Here is a 23,216-nt window from a genome sequence, read left to right on the forward strand (position 1 = left end):
CGGCGAGCCAACATGCGCAATCTGCTATAACCCCAGCGCGTAGCGCAATACCTGCCGCTTCAGTACCCCGGAATGTTCGGCGGCAATCAATCCGAGATTACGTGCAAACCGCAGCGGTGCCAGCTGATTGCTGAAGGCAAAATAGAACAGATCCATGCCGCCCTGCATCAGCATATTGTCTTTACGACGTTGCCGGTGATAGCGCTGCAATACGCGCTCGGATGCCCAATCCTCCGCCGCACCGCGTGCGCTGACCAGCACATTAATCAACGCATCAATATCGCGATAGCCCAGATTCACGCCCTGCCCGGCCAGCGGATTAATGGTATGCGCGGCATCACCGACCAGCGCCAGTCCTGGCAGGACATACCGTGAAGCGTGACGCCGTACCAGCGGGAAGCCGCCCGCCGCGTGGGCTTTAAAACGTCCCAGCCGCGCCGGGAAATGGCTGGCTATCTCTTTTTCCAGCTGGGCCATCGGCATCGCCTGTAGCTGGCGGACTCTTGCAGGCGCGTCATACCAGACCAGCGAGGCCCGGTTGCCATACAGCGGCAAGAAGGCGCGCGGTCCCTGAGGCGTAAAGTGCTGCCAGGTCGCATCGCCTGCCGGATGTTCGCAGGTCACGCTGATCAGTAAACAGGATTGCGCATAGCTCCAGCCATGAATACCGATCCCGGCCATCTGTCGCACCTGAGAGTTCGCGCCATCAGCCCCAACCACCAGGCGGGCGTGTAAGGCAACGCCGTCGTTGAGGTCGATGCGCCAGCCGCCATTTTCTGGCTGCAGGTTCTCCAGTGTGGCCGGGCAATAGCAGGTCACGCCCAGCGACTGCATCTCCTCCCATAGCGCCCGCTGAAGCACGCTGTTCTCGACCATAAAGCCCAGCTCGGGCAGCCCCAGCGAGGCCGCATCAAAACTCACCTGCGCCGTCTGCCACTCCCAGGTTTCCAGCCTGCGATAGGGCGCGCTGCGCATCGCCTCTACCCGTGGCCAGACGTTGAGCTGCTTCAGCAACCCCACCGAGGATGACCCAATCGCCGAAATTCGCAGATCGGGATCGCTGTCGGCATCAAAAGGCGCGGGTTCGGCACGCTCAATGACCGCAACGCGAAAATGTTGCTGCGTCAGTCCACAGGCCAGCGCCGCACCGACCATGCCACCGCCAACAATCACTACATCAAACTGATTATCCTGCATTGCTTATGTCCCTCTCTTATTCCCGCCAGCCTGCGCAACACGGGTCTGAATAAAGCAAAGTGTACCGGAAAACCGGATTGCTGGCAGAAAAGCCCTGAGGCTGGTCACAACAGCATCAAAGCATTACAATACGCGCCCCGCACTTCACTGCACTGAATCAATGGTTAGCGCGATGACAAAAAAACTGCATATCAAAACCTGGGGATGTCAGATGAATGAGTATGATTCATCCAAGATGTCTGATCTGCTGAACAGTACGCACGGCTATACGCTGACCGAGGTTCCTGAAGAGGCGGATATTCTGCTGCTTAACACCTGTTCTATTCGTGAGAAAGCGCAGGAGAAGGTATTCCACCTGCTGGGACGCTGGAGAAAACTCAAAGAGCGCAACCCGGATGTGATTATCGGCGTGGGCGGCTGCGTGGCGTCGCAGGAAGGGGATCATATCCGCCAGCGTGCGCCCTGCGTGGATATCGTTTTTGGTCCGCAGACACTGCACCGCCTGCCGGAGATGATCAACACCGTGCGCGGCACCAAAAGCCCGGTGGTCGACATCAGCTTCCCGGAAATCGAGAAATTTGATCGCCTGCCGGAACCGCGCGCAGACGGCCCGACTGCCTTTGTCTCCATCATGGAAGGCTGCAACAAATATTGTACTTTCTGCGTGGTGCCTTACACCCGTGGCGAGGAAGTGAGCCGTCCGAGCGATGACATTCTGCTGGAGATCGCTCAGCTGGCAGCGCAGGGCGTGCGTGAAGTTAACCTGCTTGGCCAGAACGTTAACGCCTATCGTGGTGCCACCTTTGATGGTGAAATCTGTACCTTCGCTGAGCTGCTGCGCCTGGTCGCCGCCATCGACGGTATCGACCGCATTCGCTTCACCACCAGCCACCCGATTGAGTTCACCGATGACATCATCGAGGTCTACCGCGATACGCCGGAACTGGTGAGCTTCCTGCACCTGCCGGTTCAGAGTGGATCAGACCGTATTCTTACACTGATGAAGCGTGCTCATACCGCGCTGGAGTATAAGGCGATTATCCGCAAGCTGCGCGCGGCGCGCCCGGATATTGAGATCAGCTCTGACTTCATCATTGGTTTCCCCGGCGAAACTCAGCAGGATTTCGAGCAGACCATGAAGCTTATCGCCGAGATCAATTTCGACGTCAGCTTCAGCTTTATCTACTCTGCCCGTCCCGGCACGCCCGCCGCTGACCTGCCGGATGATGTCAGCGAAGAGGAGAAAAAGCAGCGTCTGTGGATCCTGCAGGACCGCATTAACCAGCAGGCGCAGGCGATCAGTCGCCGCATGGTGGGCACAGTGCAGCGTATTCTGGTGGAAGGCATCTCCCGCAAGAACGTGATGGAAGTCTCTGGCCGCACCGAAAATAACCGCGTAGTAAATTTCGAAGGCTCGCCTGAAATGATCGGCCGCTTTGTGGATGTTGAGATTGTCGATGTCTACACCAACTCGCTGCGCGGCAAACTGGTGCGTACTGAAGAAGAGATGGGGCTGCGCATGGCGGAAAGCCCGGCGTCCGTGATCGCCCGTACCCGTAAAGAAAATGAAATCGGCGTGAGTCTGTTCCAGCCGTGATGCCTGCTTTACTGTGCGGCAGCGCGCATCGCGTTGCCGCCAATTTCACTTTGCACCACTTGCTTTCTGAAAGTGTCGCCCAAATATCTCTCCATAAGCTTGCGCCCAGGCGTTACGGCATAAATAATTTCGTTATGGTGCATCCGGTTAAGTTTAACGGTGCGTCAGACACATCCCATAACTGGCCCTGAGTGACCCAAAGGATTCGTTTGAATATCGAAACTCGTGAAATCGCCCTTGAACCGGCTGATAACCGTCGTCTGATGAGCCTGTGTGGGCCTTTCGACGATAATGTAAAACAGCTTGAACGTCGTCTGGGCATTGAGATCAATCGTCGCGACAACGTTTTTAAGCTGTCAGGACGTCCACTTTGCGTGAATGCCGCAGCAGATATTCTGAAAACCCTCTATGTCGATACCGCGCCTGTGCGTGGCGACATCCCGGATATCGAGCCTGATCAGATTCACCTGGCGATCAAAGAGAGCCGGGTACTGGAGCAAACCGCTGAGAGCGTGCCGGAGTATGGTAAAGCGGTCAATATCAAGACCAAACGCGGTGTGATCAAGCCGCGCACTCCAAACCAGGCCCAGTACATCGCTAATGTGCTCGACCACGATATCACCTTTGGTGTCGGCCCGGCGGGTACCGGTAAAACCTATCTGGCGGTAGCCGCGGCAGTGGATGCGCTGGAGCGTCAGGAGATTCGCCGCATCATGCTGACCCGCCCTGCCGTCGAAGCGGGTGAAAAGCTGGGCTTTCTGCCAGGCGATCTGAGCCAGAAAGTCGACCCTTATCTGCGTCCGCTCTACGATGCGCTGTTCGAAATGCTCGGCTTCGAGCGGGTGGAAAAGCTGATGGAGCGCAACGTCATTGAAGTCGCCCCGCTGGCCTACATGCGTGGTCGTACCCTGAACGATGCGTTTATCATTCTTGATGAGAGCCAGAACACCACCATCGAGCAGATGAAAATGTTCCTGACGCGTATCGGCTTTAACTCTAAAGCGGTGATTACCGGCGACGTTACCCAGATTGACCTGCCGCGTCACGTCAAGTCAGGCCTGCGTCATGCCATTGAGGTGCTGGCGGACGTTGAAGAGATCAGCTTCAACTTCTTCCACAGCGAAGATGTGGTGCGCCATCCGGTAGTTGCCCGCATTGTTACCGCCTATGAAGCCTGGGAAGCGGCCGATCAGACCCGTCGTGACCAGCAGGCCGAAGAGCGTAAACGTGAAGCACTGGCTGCACAGAGCGCCACGCAGGAGAGCAAATGAGCGAGGTGATTCTCGACCTGCAGGTCGCCTGTGACAGCACCGCTGACCTGCCTGATGAAAGCCAGTTTCATCGCTGGCTGTCAGCGGCTGTCACCCCTTTTCAGCCGGAAAGCGAAGTTACGGTGCGTCTGGTTGATGAAGCAGAGAGTCATGAGCTTAATCTGACTTATCGCGGCAAAGACAAGCCGACCAACGTCCTCTCTTTCCCGTTTGAAGCACCGCCGGGCATTGAGCTGCCGCTGCTGGGCGATCTGATCATCTGCCGCCAGGTCGTTGAGCAGGAAGCCGCTGAACAGGGTAAAAGCGCTGAAGCCCATTGGGCACATATGGTGGTACACGGCACGCTGCATCTGCTGGGTTACGACCATATTGAAGACGACGAAGCGGACGAGATGGAAGGGCTGGAGACCGAGATAATGCTTGCTCTTGGGTATCCTGATCCGTACATTTCGGAGAAAGAAGACGCCTGAATCCTGAATTCAGTCAATCCTGCTGTCAGTACAGGCTACTGACAGCACCTATTCCTCACCAGAGAGATCTATAAAAACCGCCATGAGCGACGACCATTCTCAAAACAGCGATGCACCCAGTAGTAAAAAGGGATTTTTCTCCCTGTTGATCAACCAACTCTTTCACGGTGAACCAAAAAGCCGTGATGAGCTACTGGAGCTGATCCGCGACTCGAATAACAAAGAGCTGATTGACCAGGACACCCGCGACATGCTCGAAGGGGTACTGGATATTGCGGAGCAGCGCGTGCGTGACATCATGATCCCGCGCTCGCAAATGATCACCCTGAAACGTAATCAGAGCCTCGAAGAGTGTCTGGATGTCATCATCGAATCCGCCCATTCTCGTTTCCCGGTGATCAGCGAAGATAAAGATCATGTGGAAGGGATTCTGATGGCGAAAGATCTGCTGCCGTTTATGAGCAGCGAATCTGAGCCTTTCAGCATTGAGAAAGTGCTGCGTCCTGCGGTGGTTGTGCCTGAAAGTAAGCGTGTTGACCGGATGCTGAAAGAGTTCCGCTCCCAGCGTTACCACATGGCGATCGTCATTGATGAGTTTGGCGGTGTCTCCGGTCTGGTGACCATTGAAGACATCCTGGAGCTGATCGTCGGTGAAATTGAAGATGAGTATGACGACGAAGAAGATCGTGATATCCGTCAGCTCAACCGTCACACCTTTACCGTGCGTGCACTGACCGCCATTGAAGATTTCAACGAGGTGTTTGGCACCCAGTTCAGTGACGATGAAGTCGACACCATCGGTGGTCTGGTGATGCAGGGCTTCGGTCATCTGCCCGCTCGCGGTGAAAGCATCGAGATTGAGGGTTACCAGTTCAAGGTGGCGATGGCTGACAGCCGCCGCATCATCCAGGTTCACGTGACTATTCCGGAAAATTCGCCACAACCTCAACTGGAAGACGAATAAGTCTATGGCTTTAGCCTCACTCTACCCGCGTCAGCGGGTTCGCCTGCTGCTGGCTTTAATAACGGGTGCACTTGGCACCCTCGCCTTTTCTCCCTACGATTTCTGGCCCGCTGCACTGCTCTCGCTGTGCGGCTTACAGCTGCTGACTCTTAACCGCTCCAGCCCGCAGGCCAGCGCCATTGGGTTTGTCTGGGGTTTAGGTCTGTTCGGCAGTGGCATCAACTGGGTTTATGTCAGTGTCGCCACTTTTGGCGGCATGCCTGGCCCGGTCAATGTCTTTATCGTAGCGCTGCTGGCGGCTTATCTGGCGATCTACCCGGCGCTGTTTGCCGGCGTACTGAATCGCATCTGGCCGCGAACGACGCTGTGGCGCCTGGCGCTGGCGGCACCGGCATTGTGGCAGATCACCGAGTTCCTGCGCGGCTGGGTGCTGACCGGCTTTCCGTGGCTGCAGTTTGGTTACAGCCAGATCGATGGCCCGTTAAAAGGCCTGGCCCCACTGGCGGGCGTAGAGACGCTGACCTTCCTGCTGATGGTGGTGGCTGGCCTGCTGGCTTATGCCCTGCAACAGCGCAACGTCAGAAGTCTGGTAGCAGCGCTGCTGCTGCTGGCATTGCCATGGCCGTTGCGCTACATCCAGTGGGTTCAGCCGATGCCCGAGCGGGCCGTCGAGGTGGCGCTGGTGCAGGGAAACATCCCGCAATCGATGAAGTGGGATCCGCAGCAGCTGCTCACTACCCTGCGCATTTACAACGGTCTGAGTCAGCCGCTGATGGGCAAAGCGCCGATTATTATCTGGCCTGAATCGGCAATTACCGATCTGGAGAGTAATCAGCAGCCGTTCCTGCGTTCGCTGGATGACGAACTGCGTGAGCGCGGCAGCTCGCTGATCACCGGCATTGTGGACTCCCGGCTGGAGCAGAACCGATATCACGATTACAACACCGTGATCGTGCTGGGCGGCAAAGCGCCGTACAACTACTTCAGCGGCAATCGTTACCAGAAGAATCACCTGGTGCCGTTTGGCGAATTTGTGCCGCTGGCCGATCTGCTGCGTCCGCTGGCCCCGTTCTTCGATCTGCCGATGTCGGCATTCAGTCGTGGCAACTACCTCCAGCCGCAACTCAGCGTGGCGGGCTATAACCTGACCAGCGCCATCTGTTATGAGATCGTGCTGGGTGAACAGGTGCGGGCCAACTTCCATCCTGACACCAACTTCCTGCTCACCGTTTCGAACGATGCCTGGTTTGGTCACTCTATCGGCCCATGGCAGCACTTCCAGATGGCGAGGATGCGTGCGCTGGAACTGGGACGTCCGCTGTTGCGCAGCACCAATAATGGTGTGACGGCGGTGGTCAATGCCAGTGGTGATGTGGAAGCCATGCTGCCGCAGTTTACCCGCGATGTGCTGACCAGCAAGGTTACGCCAACACAGGGAGAAACCCCGTATGCGCGGGCTGGCATCTGGCCAGTGTGGTCACTGACGCTGCTGGCGGCGGTGATAGCACTCCTGCGCCGTCGTCGATAACCTCCCCTCCTGTGCTCACTGAAGGCGAAGCACGTGCTTCGCCTTTTTCATGGTGACTCTCCGGTTTTTTTCACTCCCCACGCCGCACACTCTGCTGTCTTTCTAACCCATAACCTCTTTCTGGCACGATGATTGCAAAATGTTTCACTGCTTTTCGCAAACAGGCTGATTGCAGGCGCTGATGCCGGGCGGGTTGCACCAAAACAATTGACGCTGCTGCACCATTAACGCGCAGGGTGAAAAAATTGCCTTTTTTTGGTGCGTATCACCTCGCAAAAAAGAAACTTTTTTGTTTCATTGCGTTAACAATCCGCTATGTTAATGACTCTTCTGCGCCCGTTTAAACCGCAGAATGAGCAGAAACGCAGCAGAAAACAGACACAACATCATAATCAGCGCAGGTTATATCCTGTGCCTTTTTCATACGAAGGAGTTGGAACATGCAACTACGCAAAGTGGCATTATCTCTTCTGCTGATCAGCGCAGCGGCGGGAGCGGCCCAGGCGGAAGATCTCAGCGGCACCCTGAAGAAGATCAATGACAATGGCGTCATTGTGGTCGGGCATCGCGAATCATCAGTTCCCTTTTCTTATTATGACAACCAGCAAAAAGTCGTCGGCTACTCACAGGCTTACTCAAACGCCATCGTTGAAGCGATTAAAGCAAAGCTGAACAAGCCTGATCTGCAGGTCAAAATGATCCCGATCACCTCACAAAACCGTATTCCGCTGCTGCAAAACGGCACCTACGATTATGAGTGTGGCTCGACCACCAACAACCTTGAGCGCCAGAAACAGGCCGCCTTCTCAGACACTATTTTTGTTATCGGCACCCGTCTGCTGGTGAAGAAAGATGGCCCGATCAAAGATTTCGCTGACCTGAAAGGCAAAACCGTAGTGGTGACCTCAGGTACCACCTCTGAAGTGCTGCTGCACAAACTCAACGACGAACAGAAACTGGATCTGCGCATCATCAGCGCAAAAGATCACGGTGACTCCTTCCGTACGCTGGAAACCGGTCGTGCCGTGGCCTTTATGATGGATGATGCCCTGCTGGCAGGCGAACGCGCCAAAGCCAAAAAGCCGGACAACTGGGAAATTCTGGGCACGCCACAGTCAAAAGAAGCCTATGGCTGCATGCTGCGTAAAGATGATCCGCAGTTCAAAGCGCTGGTGGATGAAACCATTGCTAAAGCCCAGACCTCTGGCCAGGCAGAAAAATGGTTCGACACCTGGTTCAAACAGCCGATTCCACCAAAGAACCTGAACATGAACTTTGAGCTCTCTGATGACATGAAAGCGCTGTTCAAAACACCAAATGATAAAGCACTGAATTAACAACAAAATACCCAATGGATTTCAGATTGCATTGAGGCAGCAGAAAAATGACTCCCGATGAGCCTGCTCCGGTAAGTGATTCGGGTGAGTGAATGTAGCCAACAAAAATGCAGCCTGAAAGACGACGGGTATAACAAGGGCGGCCTGGCTGCCCTCTCGATTGCTGAAACCGCGGCATGGACAGACAGACTGACACGGGTCGTTCCCCTGAGTCAGGAAATAAAACGCCGTTCATCAATCTTCAGGGTAGCTTAGCTACCCTTTTTTTCCGGAGCTCGTTATGGGTATCGATTGGAACTGGGGCATATTCCTCGAACAGGCCCCGTTCGGTAACACGACCTACCTCGGCTGGCTGTGGTCCGGTTTTCAGGTGACGATTGCCGTCTCCTGCTGCGCCTGGATTATCGCCTTCTGCGTGGGTTCATTTTTCGGCATTCTGCGCACCGTGCCTAATCGCCTGCTGTCGACCATTGGCACCTGCTATGTCGAACTGTTTCGTAACATCCCACTGATCGTCCAGTTCTTCTTCTGGTATCTGGTGGCGCCCGAGCTGGTGGGCGAAAAGCTTGGCATGTGGTTTAAGTCTGAGCTGGATCCCAACATTCAGTTCTTCCTCTCCTCGATGATCTGTCTTGGCCTGTTTACCGCCGCCCGCGTCTGCGAGCAGGTGCGCGCAGCGATTCAGTCACTGCCGAGTGGACAGAAGAATGCCGGTCTGGCGATGGGCTTAACCCTGCCGCAGACCTATCGCTATGTGCTGCTGCCGAATGCGTATCGCGTGATTGTGCCGCCGATGACCTCGGAAATGCTGAACCTGGTGAAGAACTCCGCTATCGCCTCCACCATTGGTCTGGTCGATATGGCGGCGCAGGCGGGCAAACTGCTCGACTATTCTGCCCACGCCTATGAATCCTTTACCGCCATTACGCTGGCCTACGTTGCGATTAACCTGGTGATTATGTTGTTGATGAGTCTGGTCGAGCGCAAAGTCCGGCTGCCAGGCAATGCGGGAGGCAAGTAATGTACGAGTTTGACTGGAGTTCGATTACACCCAGCCTGCCCTATCTGCTTAATGGCTTAGTGATCACCTTTAAGATCACGATTACCGCCGTGGTCTTCGGCATTCTGTGGGGCACTCTGCTGGCGGTGATGCGCCTGTCGACGTTTAAGCCTATCAGCTGGTTCGCTAAAATTTACGTCAACCTGTTCCGCTCGGTGCCGCTGGTTATGGTGCTGCTGTGGTTCTATCTGGTCGTGCCGAGTTTTCTGCAGCAGGTGCTGGGGCTGTCGCCCAAAACGGATATCCGACTGATTTCAGCCATGGTCGCCTTTTCGCTATTCGAAGCGGCGTACTACTCTGAAATTATTCGCGCCGGCATCATCAGTATCTCGCGTGGACAGGGCAGTGCGGCTCTGGCGCTGGGCATGACGCAGTGGCAGGCAATGCGACTGATCATCCTGCCACAGGCGTTTCGCGCCATGGTTCCGCTGTTACTGACGCAGGGTATCGTGCTGTTCCAGGATACCTCGCTGGTTTATGTCTTAAGCCTGGCGGACTTCTTCCGTACCGCGTCCACCATTGGTGAGCGTGATGGCACCCAGGTTGAAATGGTTCTGTTTGCAGGTCTGGTCTACTTCGTTATCAGCCTGAGCGCATCGCTGTTGGTCAGCTATCTAAAAAGAAAAAGGACGGTTTAAATGATTAGCCTGAAAAATGTTTCTAAGTGGTATGGTCACTTTCAGGTGCTGACCGACTGCTCAACCGACGTCAAAACCGGTGAAGTGGTGGTGGTGTGCGGCCCGTCCGGCTCCGGTAAATCAACGCTGATCAAAACGGTGAACGGCCTTGAGCCGATTCAGCAGGGCGTGATTGCGGTGAACGGCACCGAGGTGAATAACAAAAAGACTAATCTTGCGCAGCTTCGCAGCCAGGTCGGGATGGTGTTCCAGCACTTCGAGCTGTTTCCGCATCTGAGCATTATCAACAACCTGGTTCTGGCGCAGGTAAAAGTGCTGAAGCGCGACAAAGCGGCAGCCCGCGATAAAGGGCTGAAGCTGCTGAAGCGTGTGGGTCTTTCCGCCCATGCTGAGAAGTTTCCCGGCCAGCTCTCAGGCGGTCAGCAGCAGCGTGTGGCGATTGCGCGAGCGCTCTGCATGGACCCTATCGCGATGCTGTTTGATGAACCCACCTCCGCGCTGGATCCGGAAATGATCAACGAAGTGCTGGATGTGATGGTTGAACTGGCACAGGAAGGGATGACGATGATGGTGGTGACCCATGAGATGGGCTTCGCCCGTAAGGTTGCCAATCGCGTGATCTTTATGGATGAAGGGAAAATTATCGAAGACACCAACAAAGATGACTTCTTTAATAACCCACAGTCTGAGCGCGCTAAAGATTTCCTCGCAAAAATCCTGCACTAAACCTGACGAACAGGCGGGTCACCCAGGGTGGCCCGCTTCATTTAGCTACGCCGCACTATCAGGGTTCAAACGGCTGACGCTGGAACTGATCGTTGCCGCATTCCGGACAACGTGACAGCGTTTCAGGCGTGTAGATTGCCCGGGTGAACTGGCATTTCTCACAGACCAGATTGCCCAGCCCCACCACTTCCCCGCTCTGATAAACCCCGTGATGATGCAGATCCTGGAAGACCTCTCGCCACTCCAGCTGACTTTTATCGGTGATATCCGCCAGCTCTTTCCAGACGCTCTCGCGGATGATGCGCATAAACAGTGAGTCCGCCAGCGGTTCTTCCACATCGGTGTAGCTGCGTGCAAACTCGCCCAGATCACGGCGCACTGAGCTGAGCGCCTGGTCAATCTCCTGTTCCGTCATATCATCACGCACCAGCAACTGGCTTCGTCGCCCGGCAATCAGCTCATCAAGGTTACGATCGCCCTGACGGAGACGTTCAGTCAATACGGCTAACGACTCGCGATATTCCTGAGCCACTTTATTCATTTTGTTCTCCTTTATGCAGACCCTCGCTGAACTAAGTTTAGTCGTAATGTTGCTTTTGCCGTGTCGTCTGTACAGTGAATTACAAAAGGGTGAAGGCTCTGACGCTTTCGGCAGAAATCGTGCCGGCAAAAGTGGGAAGTGTTGTTGATACGCGGCCTTATGGGTATGCTATGCGGATCTTAGAGCCAGAAAAATGTTTTTCATAAAGGACCACAGGCAGCCATGCAAGAGCAATACCGCCCGGAAGAAATTGAATCCCGTGTGCAGCAGCACTGGGATGAAAACGAAACGTTTAAAGTGACTGAGCAGGAAGGTAAAGAGAAATACTATTGCCTCTCCATGTTGCCCTATCCTTCTGGCCGCCTGCACATGGGCCACGTTCGTAACTACACCATCGGCGACGTAATCGCGCGTTATCAGCGTATGCTCGGCAAAAACGTACTACAGCCGATTGGCTGGGATGCTTTCGGCCTGCCTGCGGAAGGCGCTGCGGTGAAAAACAACACCGCTCCGGCCCCGTGGACTTACGACAACATCGCCTACATGAAAAACCAGCTCAAACTGCTGGGCTTTGGCTATGACTGGAGTCGTGAACTGGCAACCTGCCAGCCAGAGTACTATCGCTGGGAACAGTGGTTCTTTACCAAACTGTATGAAAAAGGCCTGGTCTATAAAAAGACCTCTGCCGTGAACTGGTGCCCGAACGATCAGACGGTGCTGGCGAACGAGCAGGTGATCGACGGCTGCTGCTGGCGCTGCGACACCAAAGTTGAGCGTAAAGAGATCCCGCAGTGGTTTATCAAAATCACCGATTATGCGGAGGAGCTGCTGAACGACCTGGATACGCTGGAAGAGTGGCCTGAGCAGGTCAAAACCATGCAGCGTAACTGGATTGGCCGCTCTGAAGGTGTCGAAATCACCTTCGATGTGGCTGACAGCGAAGAGAAGGTCACTGTCTACACCACCCGCCCGGATACCTTTATCGGCGCAACCTATGTTGCTGTTGCCGCAGGCCATCCGCTGGCGACCCAGGCGTCGGTCAATAATCCGGCGCTGGCTGACTTTATCGCTGAATGCCGCAATACCAAAGTGGCCGAAGCCGATATGGCGACCATGGAGAAGAAAGGCATGGCGACCGGCCTGTCTGTTGTTCATCCGCTGACCGGCGAGCTTATCCCGGTCTGGGTTGCCAACTTCGTACTGATGGAATATGGCACCGGCGCTGTGATGGCGGTTCCGGCGCACGATCAGCGCGACTGGGAGTTTGCCACTAAATATGATCTGCCGATTAAGCCGGTCATCCTGAATCTGGATGGTTCCATTCCTGATGTCAGCATCGCGGCGATGACTGACAAAGGTGCGCTGTTCAACTCAGGTGAGTTTAACGGCATGGATCACGCCACCGGTTTTAACGCCATTGCGGATTCGCTGGCGGCAAAAGGCGTGGGCGTGCGTAAAGTGAACTACCGCCTGCGCGACTGGGGTGTCTCCCGTCAGCGCTACTGGGGTGCCCCTATCCCGATGGTGACGCTGGAAGATGGCACCGTCATGCCTGCACCAGAAGACCAGCTGCCGGTGATCCTGCCGGAAGATGTGGTGATGGATGGCATTACCAGCCCAATCAAAGCGGATCCGGAGTGGGCTAAAACCACGGTAAACGGCCAGCCTGCTCTGCGTGAAACCGACACCTTTGACACCTTCATGGAGTCTTCCTGGTACTACGCGCGTTATACCTGCGCCAGCTACAAGGAAGGCATGCTGGATCCGGCAGCGGCAAACTACTGGCTGCCAGTCGATCAGTATGTGGGCGGTATTGAACACGCCATCATGCACCTGATGTATTTCCGCTTCTTCCACAAGCTGCTGCGTGACGCGGGCCTGGTGAACTCCAATGAGCCAGCCAAACGTCTGCTGTGCCAGGGCATGGTGCTGGCTGACGCCTTCTACTACCTTGGTGCCAACGGCGAGCGTAACTGGGTTTCACCGGTTGACGTTGAGGTTGAGCGGGATGAGAAAGGCCGCATTGTTAAAGCCACAGACACGCAGGGCCGCGAAGTGATCTACGCGGGCATGAGCAAAATGTCGAAGTCGAAAAACAACGGCATCGACCCACAGCTGATGGTTGAGCGTTACGGCGCGGATACCGTGCGTCTGTTTATGATGTTTGCTTCACCGGCGGATATGACGCTGGAGTGGCAGGAGTCGGGCGTTGAAGGGGCGAACCGCTTCCTGAAACGTGTCTGGAAGCTGGTCTTCGAGCATACACAGAAAGGTGCGACCGTAGCACTCAATGTGGAGAGCCTGAATGACGAGCAGAAATCGCTGCGTCGCGATCTGCACAAAACCATCGCCAAAGTGGCAGATGATATTGGCCGTCGTCAGACTTTCAACACCGCCATTGCGGCGATCATGGAGCTGATGAACAAACTGGCACGCGCCCCGCAGGAAAGCGAGCAGGATCGCGCCCTGATGCAGGAAGCGCTGCTGGCCATCGTCCGTCTGCTCTATCCGTTTACCCCGCACGCCTGCTATGTTCTGTGGCAGACGCTGGGTGGCGAAGGCACTATCGATGAAGCGAGCTGGCCGGTTGCGGATGAAGCCGCTATGGTTGAAGATTCGCTGCTGGTAGTGGTTCAGGTTAACGGTAAAGTGCGCGGTAAAATCACCGTGCCAGCCGATGCAACACAGGAACAGGTTCAGGCACGCGCTGCGCAGGAGCATCTGGTAGCGAAGTATCTGGACGGCGTGACTATCCGTAAAGTCATTTATGTACCGGGCAAACTGCTTAACCTGGTCGTAGGTTAAGTTCAGGAGGAACTGTGCGACATCCGATTATCAGGCTGTTTGTCATGCTGGCGGTGGTGATCACCGCTGGCTGTGGTTTTCATCCGCGCGGCACCACTCAGGTGCCCAGCGAACTGAAAACCCTGATTGTTTCAACCGGCGATCCTTATGGGCCGCTGGCGCGTACTGTGCGTCAGCAGCTGCGTATCAACGATGTCAAAATTGTTGAAGACAGCAAACAGAATCGCACCGATATTCCAACGCTGCGCCTGGGGCCTGAATCCTCGGGCCGTAACACGGCTTCGGTCTTTATCAGCGGCACCACTGCCGAGTATCAGCTGGTGATGACCCTTACCGCACAGGTGCTGCTGCCGGGCAAAGGTATCTATCCTATCAGCACCACGGTTTATCGGTCATTCTTCGATAACCCGAACGCTGCGCTGGCAAAAGATGCTGAGCAGGATCTGATTACGCAGGAGATGCGTCAGCGTGCTGCTGAACAGCTGGTACGTAAACTGCTGACGGTACACGCCGCGCAGATCAACAGCAAAGAGACCTTACCGGCGTCAGTGATTCCGGTGCCGGGTCAGGGTTCACAGGAAGCGCCCACTTCCTCTGCTACCAGCCTGCAATGATCAGGATTTATCCTGAGCAACTCAGCGCGCAGCTCCGTGAGGGGCTGCGCGCCTGTTATTTGTTAGCCGGTAACGAACCGCTGCTGCTGCAGGAAAGTTCAGATGCGATTCGCGTCGCCGCAACCGCGCAGGGATTCGAAGAACATTTTAGTTTTACGCTGGATGCACAGACTGACTGGGAGAGCCTGTTCGTCAGTTGCCAGTCACTGAGTCTGTTTGCTCAGCGTCAGACCATGACGCTGCAATTCCCCGATAATGGCCCCAACGCCGCGATGGCAGAACAGCTGGTTAAGCTGTCGCAGTTGCTGCACGCCGATATTCTGCTGATCTGCCGGATGGCGAAGCTGACCAAAGCGCAGGAAAACAGCGCCTGGTTTAAAGCGTTGTCCGCCTCTGCGGTACTGGTGCCCTGTCAGACGCCTGAACAGGCGCAACTGCCACGCTGGGTCGTTAATCGCGCTAAGGCGCTGAAATTATCGGTGGATGACGCGGCCGTGCAGCTGTTGTGTTACTGCTATGAAGGCAATCTGCTGGCGCTGGCGCAGGCGCTGGAGCGGCTTTCGCTGCAGTGGCCCGACGGCAAGCTGACACTGCCCCGGGTTGAAGAGGCGGTCAGTGATGCCGCGCATTTTACTCCTTTCCACTGGGTGGATGCCCTGCTGGCGGGAAAAAGCCGCCGCGCCCTGCATATTCTGCATCAGCTGGAGAAAGAAGAGAGCGAAGTGGTGATACTGCTGCGTACGCTGCAGCGTGATCTGCTGACGCTGCTGCATCTGCAACGCCACCAGACAGCGCAGCCGCTGCGTACGCTGATGGATCAGCAGCGCATCTGGCAGAATCGCCGTGCGCTGTTTACCGACGCGCTGCAACGACTGGATGCCACGCGTCTGCAACGCGCCATTCATCTGCTGAGTCAGATTGAAATCACCCTGAAGCAGGATTATGGACAGCCGGTGTGGCCGCAGTTACAGACCCTGACGCTGCTGCTCAGCAGTCGTGCTTTTCCGACGAGCTTTGCCCATGTCTGAGTTACACGCACTGTTTGGCGGCACCTTTGATCCGATTCATTTTGGCCATCTGCGCCCGGTCGAAGCGCTGGCGCAACAGACCGGCCTGCAGCGTGTGACGCTGCTGCCCAACAATGTGCCGCCGCATCGTCCGCAACCGGAAGCCAGCGCTGCCCAGCGGGTTGCTATGCTGCGCTGCGCTATCCGCGACCTGCCGCTGTTTGAGATCGATACCCGCGAGCTGGAACGCGACACGCCGTCCTGGACCGTGACCACTCTGGAAGCCTGGCGCACCGAACGCGGTGCAGAGCAGCCGCTGGGATTTATTATTGGTCAGGATTCATTGCTGAGCTTATCAAAATGGCATCGCTGGCAGGATCTGCTGTCACTCTGCCATCTGCTGGTGTGCCAGCGCCCCGGCTATCCGACCCGGTTCGACTCGCCTGACATGCAGCGCTGGCTTGAGCAACACCTCGCTCAGGATATTCGGCAGCTGCATCAGCAGCCCGCAGGCCATATCTGGCTGGCGGACACCCCTCTCTATGACATTTCGGCCACTGAAATTCGCCGCCGTCGCCACCAGAATCAGCCCTGCGACGATCTGTTGCCCGCTGCGGTTATCGATTATATCGACCGCGAAGGCTTATATCGCGACTGATCCGGGCATGCTATACTACGCCGCTTAATTTTTTGGCTGCACTCTCCGGGCTTACAGCCGGCTCGTTACCACCAGATTCCAAGGGGAACCTTTTGCAAGGTAAAGCACTCCAAGAGTTCGTTATTGATAAGATTGATGATCTCAAAGGCCAGGACATTGTCACCATCGACGTTCAGGGCAAATCCAGCATCACCGATTTCATGATCATCTGCACCGGCACCTCCACGCGTCATGTGACTTCGATCGCAGAACACGTAGAGCAGGAGTCGCGTTTAGCAGGCCTGATGCCATTAGGCATTGAAGGTAAAAGCGCGGCAGACTGGGTCGTGGTCGATCTGGGTGATGTCATCGTGCATGTGATGCAGGAAGAGAGTCGCCAGCTGTATGAGCTGGAAAAACTCTGGGGCTAATCGGTGAAACTGCAACTTGTTGCCGTCGGCACGAAAATGCCTGACTGGGTGCAGACCGGTTTTATGGAATATCTGCGCCGCTTCCCGAAAGATATGCCGCTTGAGCTGACCGAAGTGACCGCAGGTAAACGCGGTAAAAATGCTGATATCAAACGCATTCTTGAAAAAGAGGGTGAAGCGATGTTAGCGGCGGTCGGCAAAGGCAATCGCATCGTCACGCTGGATATTCCTGGTCATCCGTGGGAAACCCCGCAGCTGGCACAGCAGATTGAACGCTGGAAGCTGGATGGTCGCGATGTCAGCCTGCTGATTGGCGGGCCTGAAGGCCTGGCCCCCGCCTGTAAAGCGGCGGCAGAGCAGAGCTGGTCACTGTCAGCATTGACGTTGCCCCATCCGCTGGTGCGCGTGCTGGTAGCCGAAAGTCTGTATCGGGCCTGGAGCATAACGACAAATCATCCTTATCATCGTGAATGACCGATCAGCCCACATCAGACATGACAAGTAGCGGATGAAATTACAAAGCAACGCCTTTCGCGATTACAGCGCCGAACAGAAACTCTTTGTCCGTCGGGCCTTTATCGCCTTCGTCGGTATCTTACTGCTCTCTTCAGTACTGGTGGTTAACCTTTACCACCTGCAGATCCTTCGCTTTGATGATTACAGCACCCGCTCCAACCAGAACCGTATCAAACTGGTGCCTGTGGCCCCCAGCCGCGGCATAATTTACGATCGTACCGGCACGCCGCTGGCGCTGAACCGCACCATCTATCAGGCAGAACTGGTTCCGGAAAAAGTTGATAATCTGCAACAGACCCTGGAAAACTTACGCCCGATTCTTGAGCTGACTGACGACGACCTCGAAAACTTCCAGAAAGAGCGTAAACGCTCACGTCGTTTCACCTCTATCCCGGTTAAAACCGGTCTGAATGACGTGCAGGTCGCGCGTTTTGCGGTCAATCAGTACCGCTTCCCCGGCGTGGAAGTTAAAGGTTACCAGCGCCGCTACTACCCTTACGGTGCCACGCTGACGCATGTGGTCGGCTACGTCTCAAAAATCAACGATCGTGACGTTGCACGCCTCGACAAAGAGGGCATATGGCCTAACTACGCCGCGACGCACGACATCGGTAAGCTGGGCATTGAAGCCTATTACGAAAATTTGCTGCACGGCAAAACCGGCTTTGAAGAGGTTGAGGTCAACAACCGTGGCCGGGTCATTCGCCAGCTGCATGAGGAGTCCCCTCAGGCAGGCCGTGATATCTATCTGACTATCGATCTCAAACTGCAGCAATATGTCGAGACCCTGCTGGCGGGCAGTCGCGCGGCCGTCGTGGTCAGCGACCCGCGCACCGGCGAAATCCTCGCCATGGTCTCAACGCCCAGCTATGACGCCAACATGTTTGTCGACGGTATTTCCAGTAAGGATTACCGCGGCCTGCTGGAAGATGAAAACCGTCCGCTCTATAACCGTGCGATTCAGGCTGCCTATCCACCGGCTTCGACGGTTAAACCTTATGTGGCGGTCTCTGCCCTGAGTGCTGGCGTGATTAACCGTAATACCAGCCTGTTTGACCCCGGCTGGTGGCAACTTCCTGGTTCAGAAAAACGCTTCCGCGACTGGAAAAAATGGGGCCACGGGCGTCTGAACGTCACCAAAGCGCTGGAAGAGTCTGCCGATACCTTCTTCTATCAGGTTGCCTATGACATGGGCATCGACCGGCTGTCGGAGTGGATGAATAAATTTGGTTACGGCAGCCGTACCGGCATCGATTTACCGCAGGAGAGCGCCGGTAACATGCCGACCCGTGACTGGAAACAGAGACGCTTTAAAAAGCCGTGGTATCAGGGCGATACCATTCCGGTGGGGATCGGACAGGGTTACTGGACCGCTACGCCGTTGCAGATGAACAAAGCGATGATGATTCTGATCAACGACGGCGTCGTCAAAGTGCCGCATATGCTGCGCGCCACCCGCGAAGGCCGCACCCTGGTGCCCTATCGCCAGCCGCCTGAAGCCCCGATTGGTGATATCCATTCCGGCTACTGGGAAATTGCCAAAGATGGCATGTATGGCGTGGCGAACCGGCCCAACGGCACCGCGCACAAGAGCTTCGCCGATGCGCCCTATAAAATCGCCGCCAAGTCCGGTACGGCTCAGGTCTTTGGCCTGAAAGAGAACGAAACCTATAACGCCCATAAAATTGCTGAACGATTACGCGACCATAAATTAATGACCGCGTTTGCCCCTTATGACAAACCTCGGGTCGCCGTGACCATTATCCTGGAAAACGGTGGCGCCGGTCCGGCTGTCGGCACCGTCATGCGCCAGATTCTGGATCACATTATGTTGGGTGATAACAATACAGTCCTGCCGGACGCCGCTCCTGTGCCGCCCGGTTATGAAGGTGAATAAACATGTCGATGCAAGATAGTCCGCAGAAACGTTCGATCTGGATGCGCATCCACATCGATCCGCTGTTTATGCTGATCATTCTCGGCCTGCTGACCTACAGCGCTGTGGTGATCTGGAGCGCCAGTGGTCAGGACCCCGGCATGATGGAGCGTAAACTCGGTCAGATTGCGATGGGGCTGGTCATCATGATTGTGCTGGCGCAGGTACCGCCGCGCGTCTATGAAGGCTGGGCGCCCTATCTTTATATTGTCTGTGTCATTCTGCTGGTGGCGGTGGATGCCTTTGGGCAGATCAGTAAAGGCGCTCAACGCTGGCTTGACCTCGGCTTTGTGCGTTTTCAGCCCTCTGAGATTGCCAAGATAGCGGTGCCTTTGATGGTGGCGCGCTTTATTAACCGCGATGTCTGTCCGCCAACGCTGAAAAATACCGGCATTGCGCTGATTCTGATCTTCCTGCCCACCCTGCTGGTGGCGGCACAGCCCGATCTCGGCACCTCGATTCTGATTGCCGCCTCCGGCTTGTTTGTGTTGTTCCTCTCGGGTATGAGCTGGAAACTGATTGGCGTAGCCGTGTTGCTGGTCGCCGCCTTTATCCCGATTTTGTGGTTTTTCCTGATGCACGATTATCAGCGTGACCGCGTGATGATGCTGCTCGACCCGGAAACAGATCCGCTGGGAGCGGGTTATCACATTATCCAGTCGAAAATTGCTATTGGCTCAGGAGGTCTGCGCGGTAAAGGCTGGCTGCAGGGCACCCAGTCTCAGCTGGAGTTTTTGCCGGAACGTCATACTGACTTTATCTTTGCGGTTCTGGCCGAAGAGTTAGGCCTGGTTGGCGTGCTGCTGCTGCTGGCCCTTTATCTGCTGCTGATCATGCGGGGATTGGTGGTGGCAGCCCGGGCGCAGACCACCTTTGGCCGGGTAATGGCGGGCGGTTTAATGCTGATTTTATTCGTTTATGTTTTCGTTAACATTGGCATGGTTAGTGGTATCTTACCGGTAGTTGGCGTGCCGCTGCCGCTGGTCAGTTATGGCGGCTCCGCGCTTATCGTGCTTATGGCGGGATTTGGCATTGTGATGTCGATCCACACTCACCGAAAAATGTTATCTAAAAGTGTCTAAGAGGCTGCAGATGCGTAAGGAATGGCTTGGCGTTGCACTGGCATCACTGGTTCTGGCGGCCTGTACCACGCCGGAACCCCAAAATACGGCGCCGCCGCAACCGGCTTACAATGGACCGGTGGTGGAGATTCCAGGCGTTGAGCCACGTTATGAGCCGATCAATCCAGGCACCAGCCAGGATTACAGCGTGAACGGCAAAAATTATCGCGTCATTAAAGATCCGTCGAACTACAGTGAAGTCGGCCTCGCCACCTGGTACGGCGAAGAGGCGCAGGGCAACCGCACCGCCACCGGCGAAGCCTACGATCCTGATGCGCTGACCGCGGCCCACCCTACTCTGCCGCTGCCGAGCTATGTGCGCGTGACCAATATCGCGAATGGCCGTCAGATTGTGGTGCGCGTTAACGATCGCGGCCCTTACACGCCAGGACGCATTATCGACCTGTCGCGGGCTGCCGGTGACCGCCTGAACATCTCCAACAATTCGCGCGTGCGGGTTGATTACATCAAGGTCGCCCCAGACGGTTCGCTCTCTGGCCCCGGCACCATCGGGACCGTCGTGGCAAAACAGAGCTACTCTCTGCCTGCCCGTCCGGACCTGAGTGGTGGCGCGGTGATGAACGGCGGCAGCTCAGCACCCTCAGAGCCGCCTGCGCAAAATGTTGAGGCCATCAGCAACAGCACGCTGCAAAGCGGTGACAATATGGGCGCGCCGGTGCAGAGCAGCGGCTTTCTTGGTGCACCCCAGCCATTAGCGACCGGCGTACTGGAAGGTAACGAACCGCCAGCCGCCGCACCCGCCAGTTCCGCACCGGCAGTCAGCAATGCTGCTCCCGCAGCAGCCAGCGCCGCGCCTGCAGCCAGCAGTGGTGGTGCCGACGGATATGTAGTGCAGGTCGGTGCGCTGAATGACCCGGCGCGTGCCCAGCAGATGATGAAAAGCCTGAGCCAGCGTTATGGCGTGCCCGGTAAGGTAGAAGACGCGGGCAACAATGTGTATCGCGTTCAGCTCGGCGGTTACGCCTCCCGCGCCGAAGCGGCTGCGCTGCAACAGCGTCTGAGCAGTGAAGGCCAGGCCGCCTCATTTATTACTAACACGCGTCGCTGAACCGTTTATCAGATAGCTGCACGTTACGTCTGCTAACAACCCAATCATCACGCCCGGTGCCAGTTAATCTGGCATTGGGTATGATGAGTGACATTTTCAACCTCAAACTCACGGATGTTGTAGTCCTACACATGAACACGCTGAAATCATCTCGTTTGCTGAAACGCCTGACAGTGGGATCACTGATCGCTTTCTCTCTCAGCCATGCTGCTATTGCTGATGACGTCAATCTCAAGACCATGATTCCGGGCGTGCCGGACATTGATGCCGAAGCGTACGTCCTTATCGACTACAACTCAGGCAAAGTGCTGGCAGAGAAAAATGCCGATGCACGCCGCGATCCTGCCAGTCTGACCAAGATGATGACCAGCTATGTCATTGGTCAGGCCGTTAAAGCGGGTAAAATTCATCAGGACGATATGGTCACCGTCGGCCCGGATGCCTGGGCGACCGGCAACCCGGTGTTCAAAGGCTCCTCGCTGATGTTCCTGAAGCCAGGCGACCGCGTGCCGGTTTCTCAGCTGACCCGTGGGATTGTGCTGCAGTCCGGTAACGACGCCTGTGTTGCGATGGCTGACTATGTCGCTGGCAGCCAGGATGCGTTCGTTAATCTGATGAACAATTACGTCAAAGCGATTGGCCTGCAGAATACCCACTTCCAGACCGTCCATGGTCTGGACGCTGAAGGTCAGTACAGCTCCGCGCGCGATATGGCGTTGATCGGTCAGGCGCTGATCCGTGACGTGCCGGAAGAGTATGCTGTCTATAAAGAGAAAGAGTTCACCTTCAATAATATCCGTCAGATGAACCGTAACGGTCTGCTGTGGGATACCAACCTGAATGTGGACGGCATCAAAACCGGTCATACCAACTCAGCCGGTTACAACCTGGTGGCGTCTGCGACTGAAGGCCAGATGCGCCTGATTTCTGCTGTGATGGGCGGTCATACCTACAAAGGCCGTGAAACTGAGAGTAAGAAACTGCTGACCTGGGGCTTCCGTTTCTTTGAAACCGTGGCGCCACTGAAAGCGGGCAAAGAGTTCGCCTCTGAGCCAGTCTGGTTCGGCGATAACGACCGTGTGCAGCTGGGCGTGGAAAAAGATGCTTACCTGACCATCCCACGTGGCCGCATGAAAGATCTGAAAGCCAGCTATGTGCTGACCAACACGGAACTGCATGCACCACTGAAGAAAAATCAGGTGGTCGGCAGCATCAACTTCCAGCTGGATGGCAAGACTATCGAACAGCGTCCGCTGGTGGTACTGAACGAGATCTCTGAAGGGGGTTTCTTTGGCCGTATCGTTGATTACATCAAGCTGATGTTCCATCACTGGTTCGGTTAAGCGTGGCGGGTGATTGAAAAATCACCCCTTCGCCCCCATTACACGATATTATGTTGCTCCCGCTCAGGCGGGAGCCTGTTTTTTATGCACCGGAGTTAATATGAAAACCAAACTGAATGAGCTGCTCGAATTTCCTACCCCATTTACCTACAAAGTAATGGGTCTGGCACAACCGGAGCTGGTTGATCAAGTGGTTGAAGTGGTGCAACGCCATGCGCCAGGCGACTACAGCCCTGAAGTTAAGCCGAGCAGCAAAGGCAACTATCACTCCGTCAACATCACTATCACCGCCACCCACATCGAGCAGGTAGAACGCCTGTACGAAGAGCTGGGCAACATCGAAATTGTGCGGATGGTACTGTAATTTACGGGTCGGCAAGGCGCCTCTGCCTGACGGTTTGCCGACGT

The 23,216-nt window shown here is 55.7% G+C and carries 22 protein-coding genes; 20 read left to right on the forward strand and 2 right to left on the reverse strand.

Annotation, left to right across the window (positions count from 1 at the left end; genetic code table 11):
* Positions 1-24: 24 nt before the first annotated feature.
* Complete coding sequence (ubiF, locus tag ACX8ZY_RS14495) at positions 25-1,197, reverse strand: 3-demethoxyubiquinol 3-hydroxylase (protein WP_022626049.1); 1,173 nt, start codon at positions 1,195-1,197, stop codon at positions 25-27.
* Positions 1,198-1,369: 172 nt separating this feature from the next.
* Between ubiF and miaB the strand changes: the two genes are divergently transcribed.
* The 9 genes from miaB to ACX8ZY_RS14540 all read left to right on the forward strand — a co-directional run bounded on the left by miaB (position 1,370) and on the right by ACX8ZY_RS14540 (position 10,788).
* Positions 1,370-2,794: a tRNA (N6-isopentenyl adenosine(37)-C2)-methylthiotransferase MiaB gene (miaB, locus tag ACX8ZY_RS14500; RefSeq protein ID WP_010671281.1), complete on the forward strand. Its 1,425-nt coding sequence runs from the start codon at positions 1,370-1,372 to the stop codon at positions 2,792-2,794.
* A 209-nt stretch (positions 2,795-3,003) separates the two neighbouring features.
* On the forward strand, positions 3,004-4,065 hold the full coding sequence (locus tag ACX8ZY_RS14505) for a PhoH family protein (protein WP_010258952.1): 1,062 nt from the start codon (positions 3,004-3,006) through the stop codon (positions 4,063-4,065).
* Positions 4,062-4,535 carry an rRNA maturation RNase YbeY gene (gene ybeY / locus ACX8ZY_RS14510; protein ID WP_010671280.1) on the forward strand — a complete coding sequence of 158 codons (474 nt, stop codon included), beginning with the start codon at positions 4,062-4,064 and terminating at the stop codon, positions 4,533-4,535. The genes ACX8ZY_RS14505 and ybeY overlap by 4 nt, the downstream gene beginning before the upstream one ends.
* A gap of 82 nt (positions 4,536-4,617) precedes the next feature.
* Positions 4,618-5,499, forward strand: a complete 882-nt coding sequence (gene corC / locus ACX8ZY_RS14515; RefSeq protein WP_008925004.1) for a CNNM family magnesium/cobalt transport protein CorC — start codon at positions 4,618-4,620, stop codon at positions 5,497-5,499.
* Positions 5,500-5,503: 4 nt separating this feature from the next.
* Positions 5,504-7,027 carry an apolipoprotein N-acyltransferase gene (gene lnt / locus ACX8ZY_RS14520; RefSeq protein WP_010258955.1) on the forward strand — a complete coding sequence of 508 codons (1,524 nt, stop codon included), beginning with the start codon at positions 5,504-5,506 and terminating at the stop codon, positions 7,025-7,027.
* 440 nt (positions 7,028-7,467) lie between these two features.
* On the forward strand, positions 7,468-8,364 hold the full coding sequence (locus ACX8ZY_RS14525; protein WP_010258958.1) for an amino acid ABC transporter substrate-binding protein: 897 nt from the start codon (positions 7,468-7,470) through the stop codon (positions 8,362-8,364).
* 280 nt (positions 8,365-8,644) lie between these two features.
* Positions 8,645-9,385, forward strand: a complete 741-nt coding sequence (locus ACX8ZY_RS14530; RefSeq protein WP_010258960.1) for an amino acid ABC transporter permease — start codon at positions 8,645-8,647, stop codon at positions 9,383-9,385.
* Positions 9,385-10,062 (forward strand): glutamate/aspartate ABC transporter permease GltK, encoded by a 678-nt coding sequence (gene gltK, locus ACX8ZY_RS14535; RefSeq protein WP_010258961.1) that lies wholly within the window; start codon positions 9,385-9,387, stop codon positions 10,060-10,062. The genes ACX8ZY_RS14530 and gltK overlap by 1 nt, the downstream gene beginning before the upstream one ends.
* Entirely contained in the window at positions 10,063-10,788 is a 726-nt protein-coding gene (locus ACX8ZY_RS14540; RefSeq protein WP_010258962.1) for an amino acid ABC transporter ATP-binding protein, read from the forward strand.
* Positions 10,789-10,846: 58 nt separating this feature from the next.
* Here ACX8ZY_RS14540 and ACX8ZY_RS14545 read toward each other — a convergent pair whose 3' ends face one another.
* A complete protein-coding gene (locus ACX8ZY_RS14545; protein WP_010258963.1) occupies positions 10,847-11,329 on the reverse strand; it encodes a zinc ribbon-containing protein in 483 nt (160 codons plus the stop codon).
* Positions 11,330-11,551: 222 nt separating this feature from the next.
* Here ACX8ZY_RS14545 and leuS point away from each other — a divergent pair, with 222 nt between their 5' ends.
* The 11 genes from leuS (at position 11,552) to ybeD (ending at position 23,172) form a co-directional block, all read left to right on the forward strand.
* Positions 11,552-14,134 (forward strand): leucine--tRNA ligase, encoded by a 2,583-nt coding sequence (leuS, locus tag ACX8ZY_RS14550; RefSeq protein ID WP_060679660.1) that lies wholly within the window; start codon positions 11,552-11,554, stop codon positions 14,132-14,134.
* Between the two features lie 14 nt (positions 14,135-14,148).
* Positions 14,149-14,748, forward strand: coding sequence for an LPS assembly lipoprotein LptE (gene lptE / locus ACX8ZY_RS14555; RefSeq protein WP_010258965.1), 600 nt, complete (start codon positions 14,149-14,151; stop codon positions 14,746-14,748).
* On the forward strand, positions 14,745-15,776 hold the full coding sequence (gene holA / locus ACX8ZY_RS14560) for a DNA polymerase III subunit delta (RefSeq protein WP_010258966.1): 1,032 nt from the start codon (positions 14,745-14,747) through the stop codon (positions 15,774-15,776). The genes lptE and holA overlap by 4 nt, the downstream gene beginning before the upstream one ends.
* Positions 15,769-16,413 (forward strand): nicotinate-nucleotide adenylyltransferase, encoded by a 645-nt coding sequence (nadD, locus tag ACX8ZY_RS14565; RefSeq protein WP_022626055.1) that lies wholly within the window; start codon positions 15,769-15,771, stop codon positions 16,411-16,413. The genes holA and nadD overlap by 8 nt, the downstream gene beginning before the upstream one ends.
* Before the next feature lie 92 nt (positions 16,414-16,505).
* A complete protein-coding gene (gene rsfS / locus ACX8ZY_RS14570) occupies positions 16,506-16,823 on the forward strand; it encodes a ribosome silencing factor (RefSeq protein WP_010258968.1) in 318 nt (105 codons plus the stop codon).
* Between the two features lie 3 nt (positions 16,824-16,826).
* Positions 16,827-17,297: a 23S rRNA (pseudouridine(1915)-N(3))-methyltransferase RlmH gene (gene rlmH, locus ACX8ZY_RS14575; RefSeq protein WP_010258969.1), complete on the forward strand. Its 471-nt coding sequence runs from the start codon at positions 16,827-16,829 to the stop codon at positions 17,295-17,297.
* 34 nt (positions 17,298-17,331) lie between these two features.
* Entirely contained in the window at positions 17,332-19,236 is a 1,905-nt protein-coding gene (mrdA, locus tag ACX8ZY_RS14580) for a peptidoglycan DD-transpeptidase MrdA (protein WP_010258971.1), read from the forward strand.
* A gap of 8 nt (positions 19,237-19,244) precedes the next feature.
* Positions 19,245-20,357: a peptidoglycan glycosyltransferase MrdB gene (mrdB, locus tag ACX8ZY_RS14585; protein WP_010258973.1), complete on the forward strand. Its 1,113-nt coding sequence runs from the start codon at positions 19,245-19,247 to the stop codon at positions 20,355-20,357.
* A gap of 10 nt (positions 20,358-20,367) precedes the next feature.
* Complete coding sequence (gene rlpA, locus ACX8ZY_RS14590; protein WP_033756879.1) at positions 20,368-21,465, forward strand: endolytic peptidoglycan transglycosylase RlpA; 1,098 nt, start codon at positions 20,368-20,370, stop codon at positions 21,463-21,465.
* 131 nt (positions 21,466-21,596) lie between these two features.
* Positions 21,597-22,808, forward strand: a complete 1,212-nt coding sequence (gene dacA, locus ACX8ZY_RS14595; RefSeq protein ID WP_010258977.1) for a D-alanyl-D-alanine carboxypeptidase DacA — start codon at positions 21,597-21,599, stop codon at positions 22,806-22,808.
* Between the two features lie 100 nt (positions 22,809-22,908).
* A complete protein-coding gene (gene ybeD, locus ACX8ZY_RS14600) occupies positions 22,909-23,172 on the forward strand; it encodes a DUF493 family protein YbeD (RefSeq protein WP_003854030.1) in 264 nt (87 codons plus the stop codon).
* Positions 23,173-23,216: the final 44 nt, after the last annotated feature.

The sequence above is a fragment of the Pantoea sp. XAF26B01_ASV70 genome, assembly GCF_054512635.1.

Excerpts from the sequence above, each read along its gene's own strand:
- mrdB (WP_010258973.1), top strand. The coding sequence starts at position 19,245 with ATGCAAGATAGTCCGCAGAAACGTTCGATCTGGATGCGCATCCACATC.
- lnt (WP_010258955.1), top strand. The coding sequence starts at position 5,504 with ATGGCTTTAGCCTCACTCTACCCGCGTCAGCGGGTTCGCCTGCTGCTG.
- miaB (WP_010671281.1), top strand. The coding sequence starts at position 1,370 with ATGACAAAAAAACTGCATATCAAAACCTGGGGATGTCAGATGAATGAG.
- ACX8ZY_RS14540 (WP_010258962.1), top strand. The coding sequence starts at position 10,063 with ATGATTAGCCTGAAAAATGTTTCTAAGTGGTATGGTCACTTTCAGGTG.
- ybeY (WP_010671280.1), top strand. The coding sequence starts at position 4,062 with ATGAGCGAGGTGATTCTCGACCTGCAGGTCGCCTGTGACAGCACCGCT.
- leuS (WP_060679660.1), top strand. The coding sequence starts at position 11,552 with ATGCAAGAGCAATACCGCCCGGAAGAAATTGAATCCCGTGTGCAGCAG.
- gltK (WP_010258961.1), top strand. The coding sequence starts at position 9,385 with ATGTACGAGTTTGACTGGAGTTCGATTACACCCAGCCTGCCCTATCTG.
- corC (WP_008925004.1), top strand. The coding sequence starts at position 4,618 with ATGAGCGACGACCATTCTCAAAACAGCGATGCACCCAGTAGTAAAAAG.
- ACX8ZY_RS14525 (WP_010258958.1), top strand. The coding sequence starts at position 7,468 with ATGCAACTACGCAAAGTGGCATTATCTCTTCTGCTGATCAGCGCAGCG.
- nadD (WP_022626055.1), top strand. The coding sequence starts at position 15,769 with ATGTCTGAGTTACACGCACTGTTTGGCGGCACCTTTGATCCGATTCAT.
- mrdA (WP_010258971.1), top strand. The coding sequence starts at position 17,332 with ATGAAATTACAAAGCAACGCCTTTCGCGATTACAGCGCCGAACAGAAA.
- ybeD (WP_003854030.1), top strand. The coding sequence starts at position 22,909 with ATGAAAACCAAACTGAATGAGCTGCTCGAATTTCCTACCCCATTTACC.
- ACX8ZY_RS14530 (WP_010258960.1), top strand. The coding sequence starts at position 8,645 with ATGGGTATCGATTGGAACTGGGGCATATTCCTCGAACAGGCCCCGTTC.
- holA (WP_010258966.1), top strand. The coding sequence starts at position 14,745 with ATGATCAGGATTTATCCTGAGCAACTCAGCGCGCAGCTCCGTGAGGGG.
- rlpA (WP_033756879.1), top strand. The coding sequence starts at position 20,368 with ATGCGTAAGGAATGGCTTGGCGTTGCACTGGCATCACTGGTTCTGGCG.
- dacA (WP_010258977.1), top strand. The coding sequence starts at position 21,597 with ATGAACACGCTGAAATCATCTCGTTTGCTGAAACGCCTGACAGTGGGA.
- ACX8ZY_RS14545 (WP_010258963.1), bottom strand. The coding sequence starts at position 11,329 with ATGAATAAAGTGGCTCAGGAATATCGCGAGTCGTTAGCCGTATTGACT.
- ubiF (WP_022626049.1), bottom strand. The coding sequence starts at position 1,197 with ATGCAGGATAATCAGTTTGATGTAGTGATTGTTGGCGGTGGCATGGTC.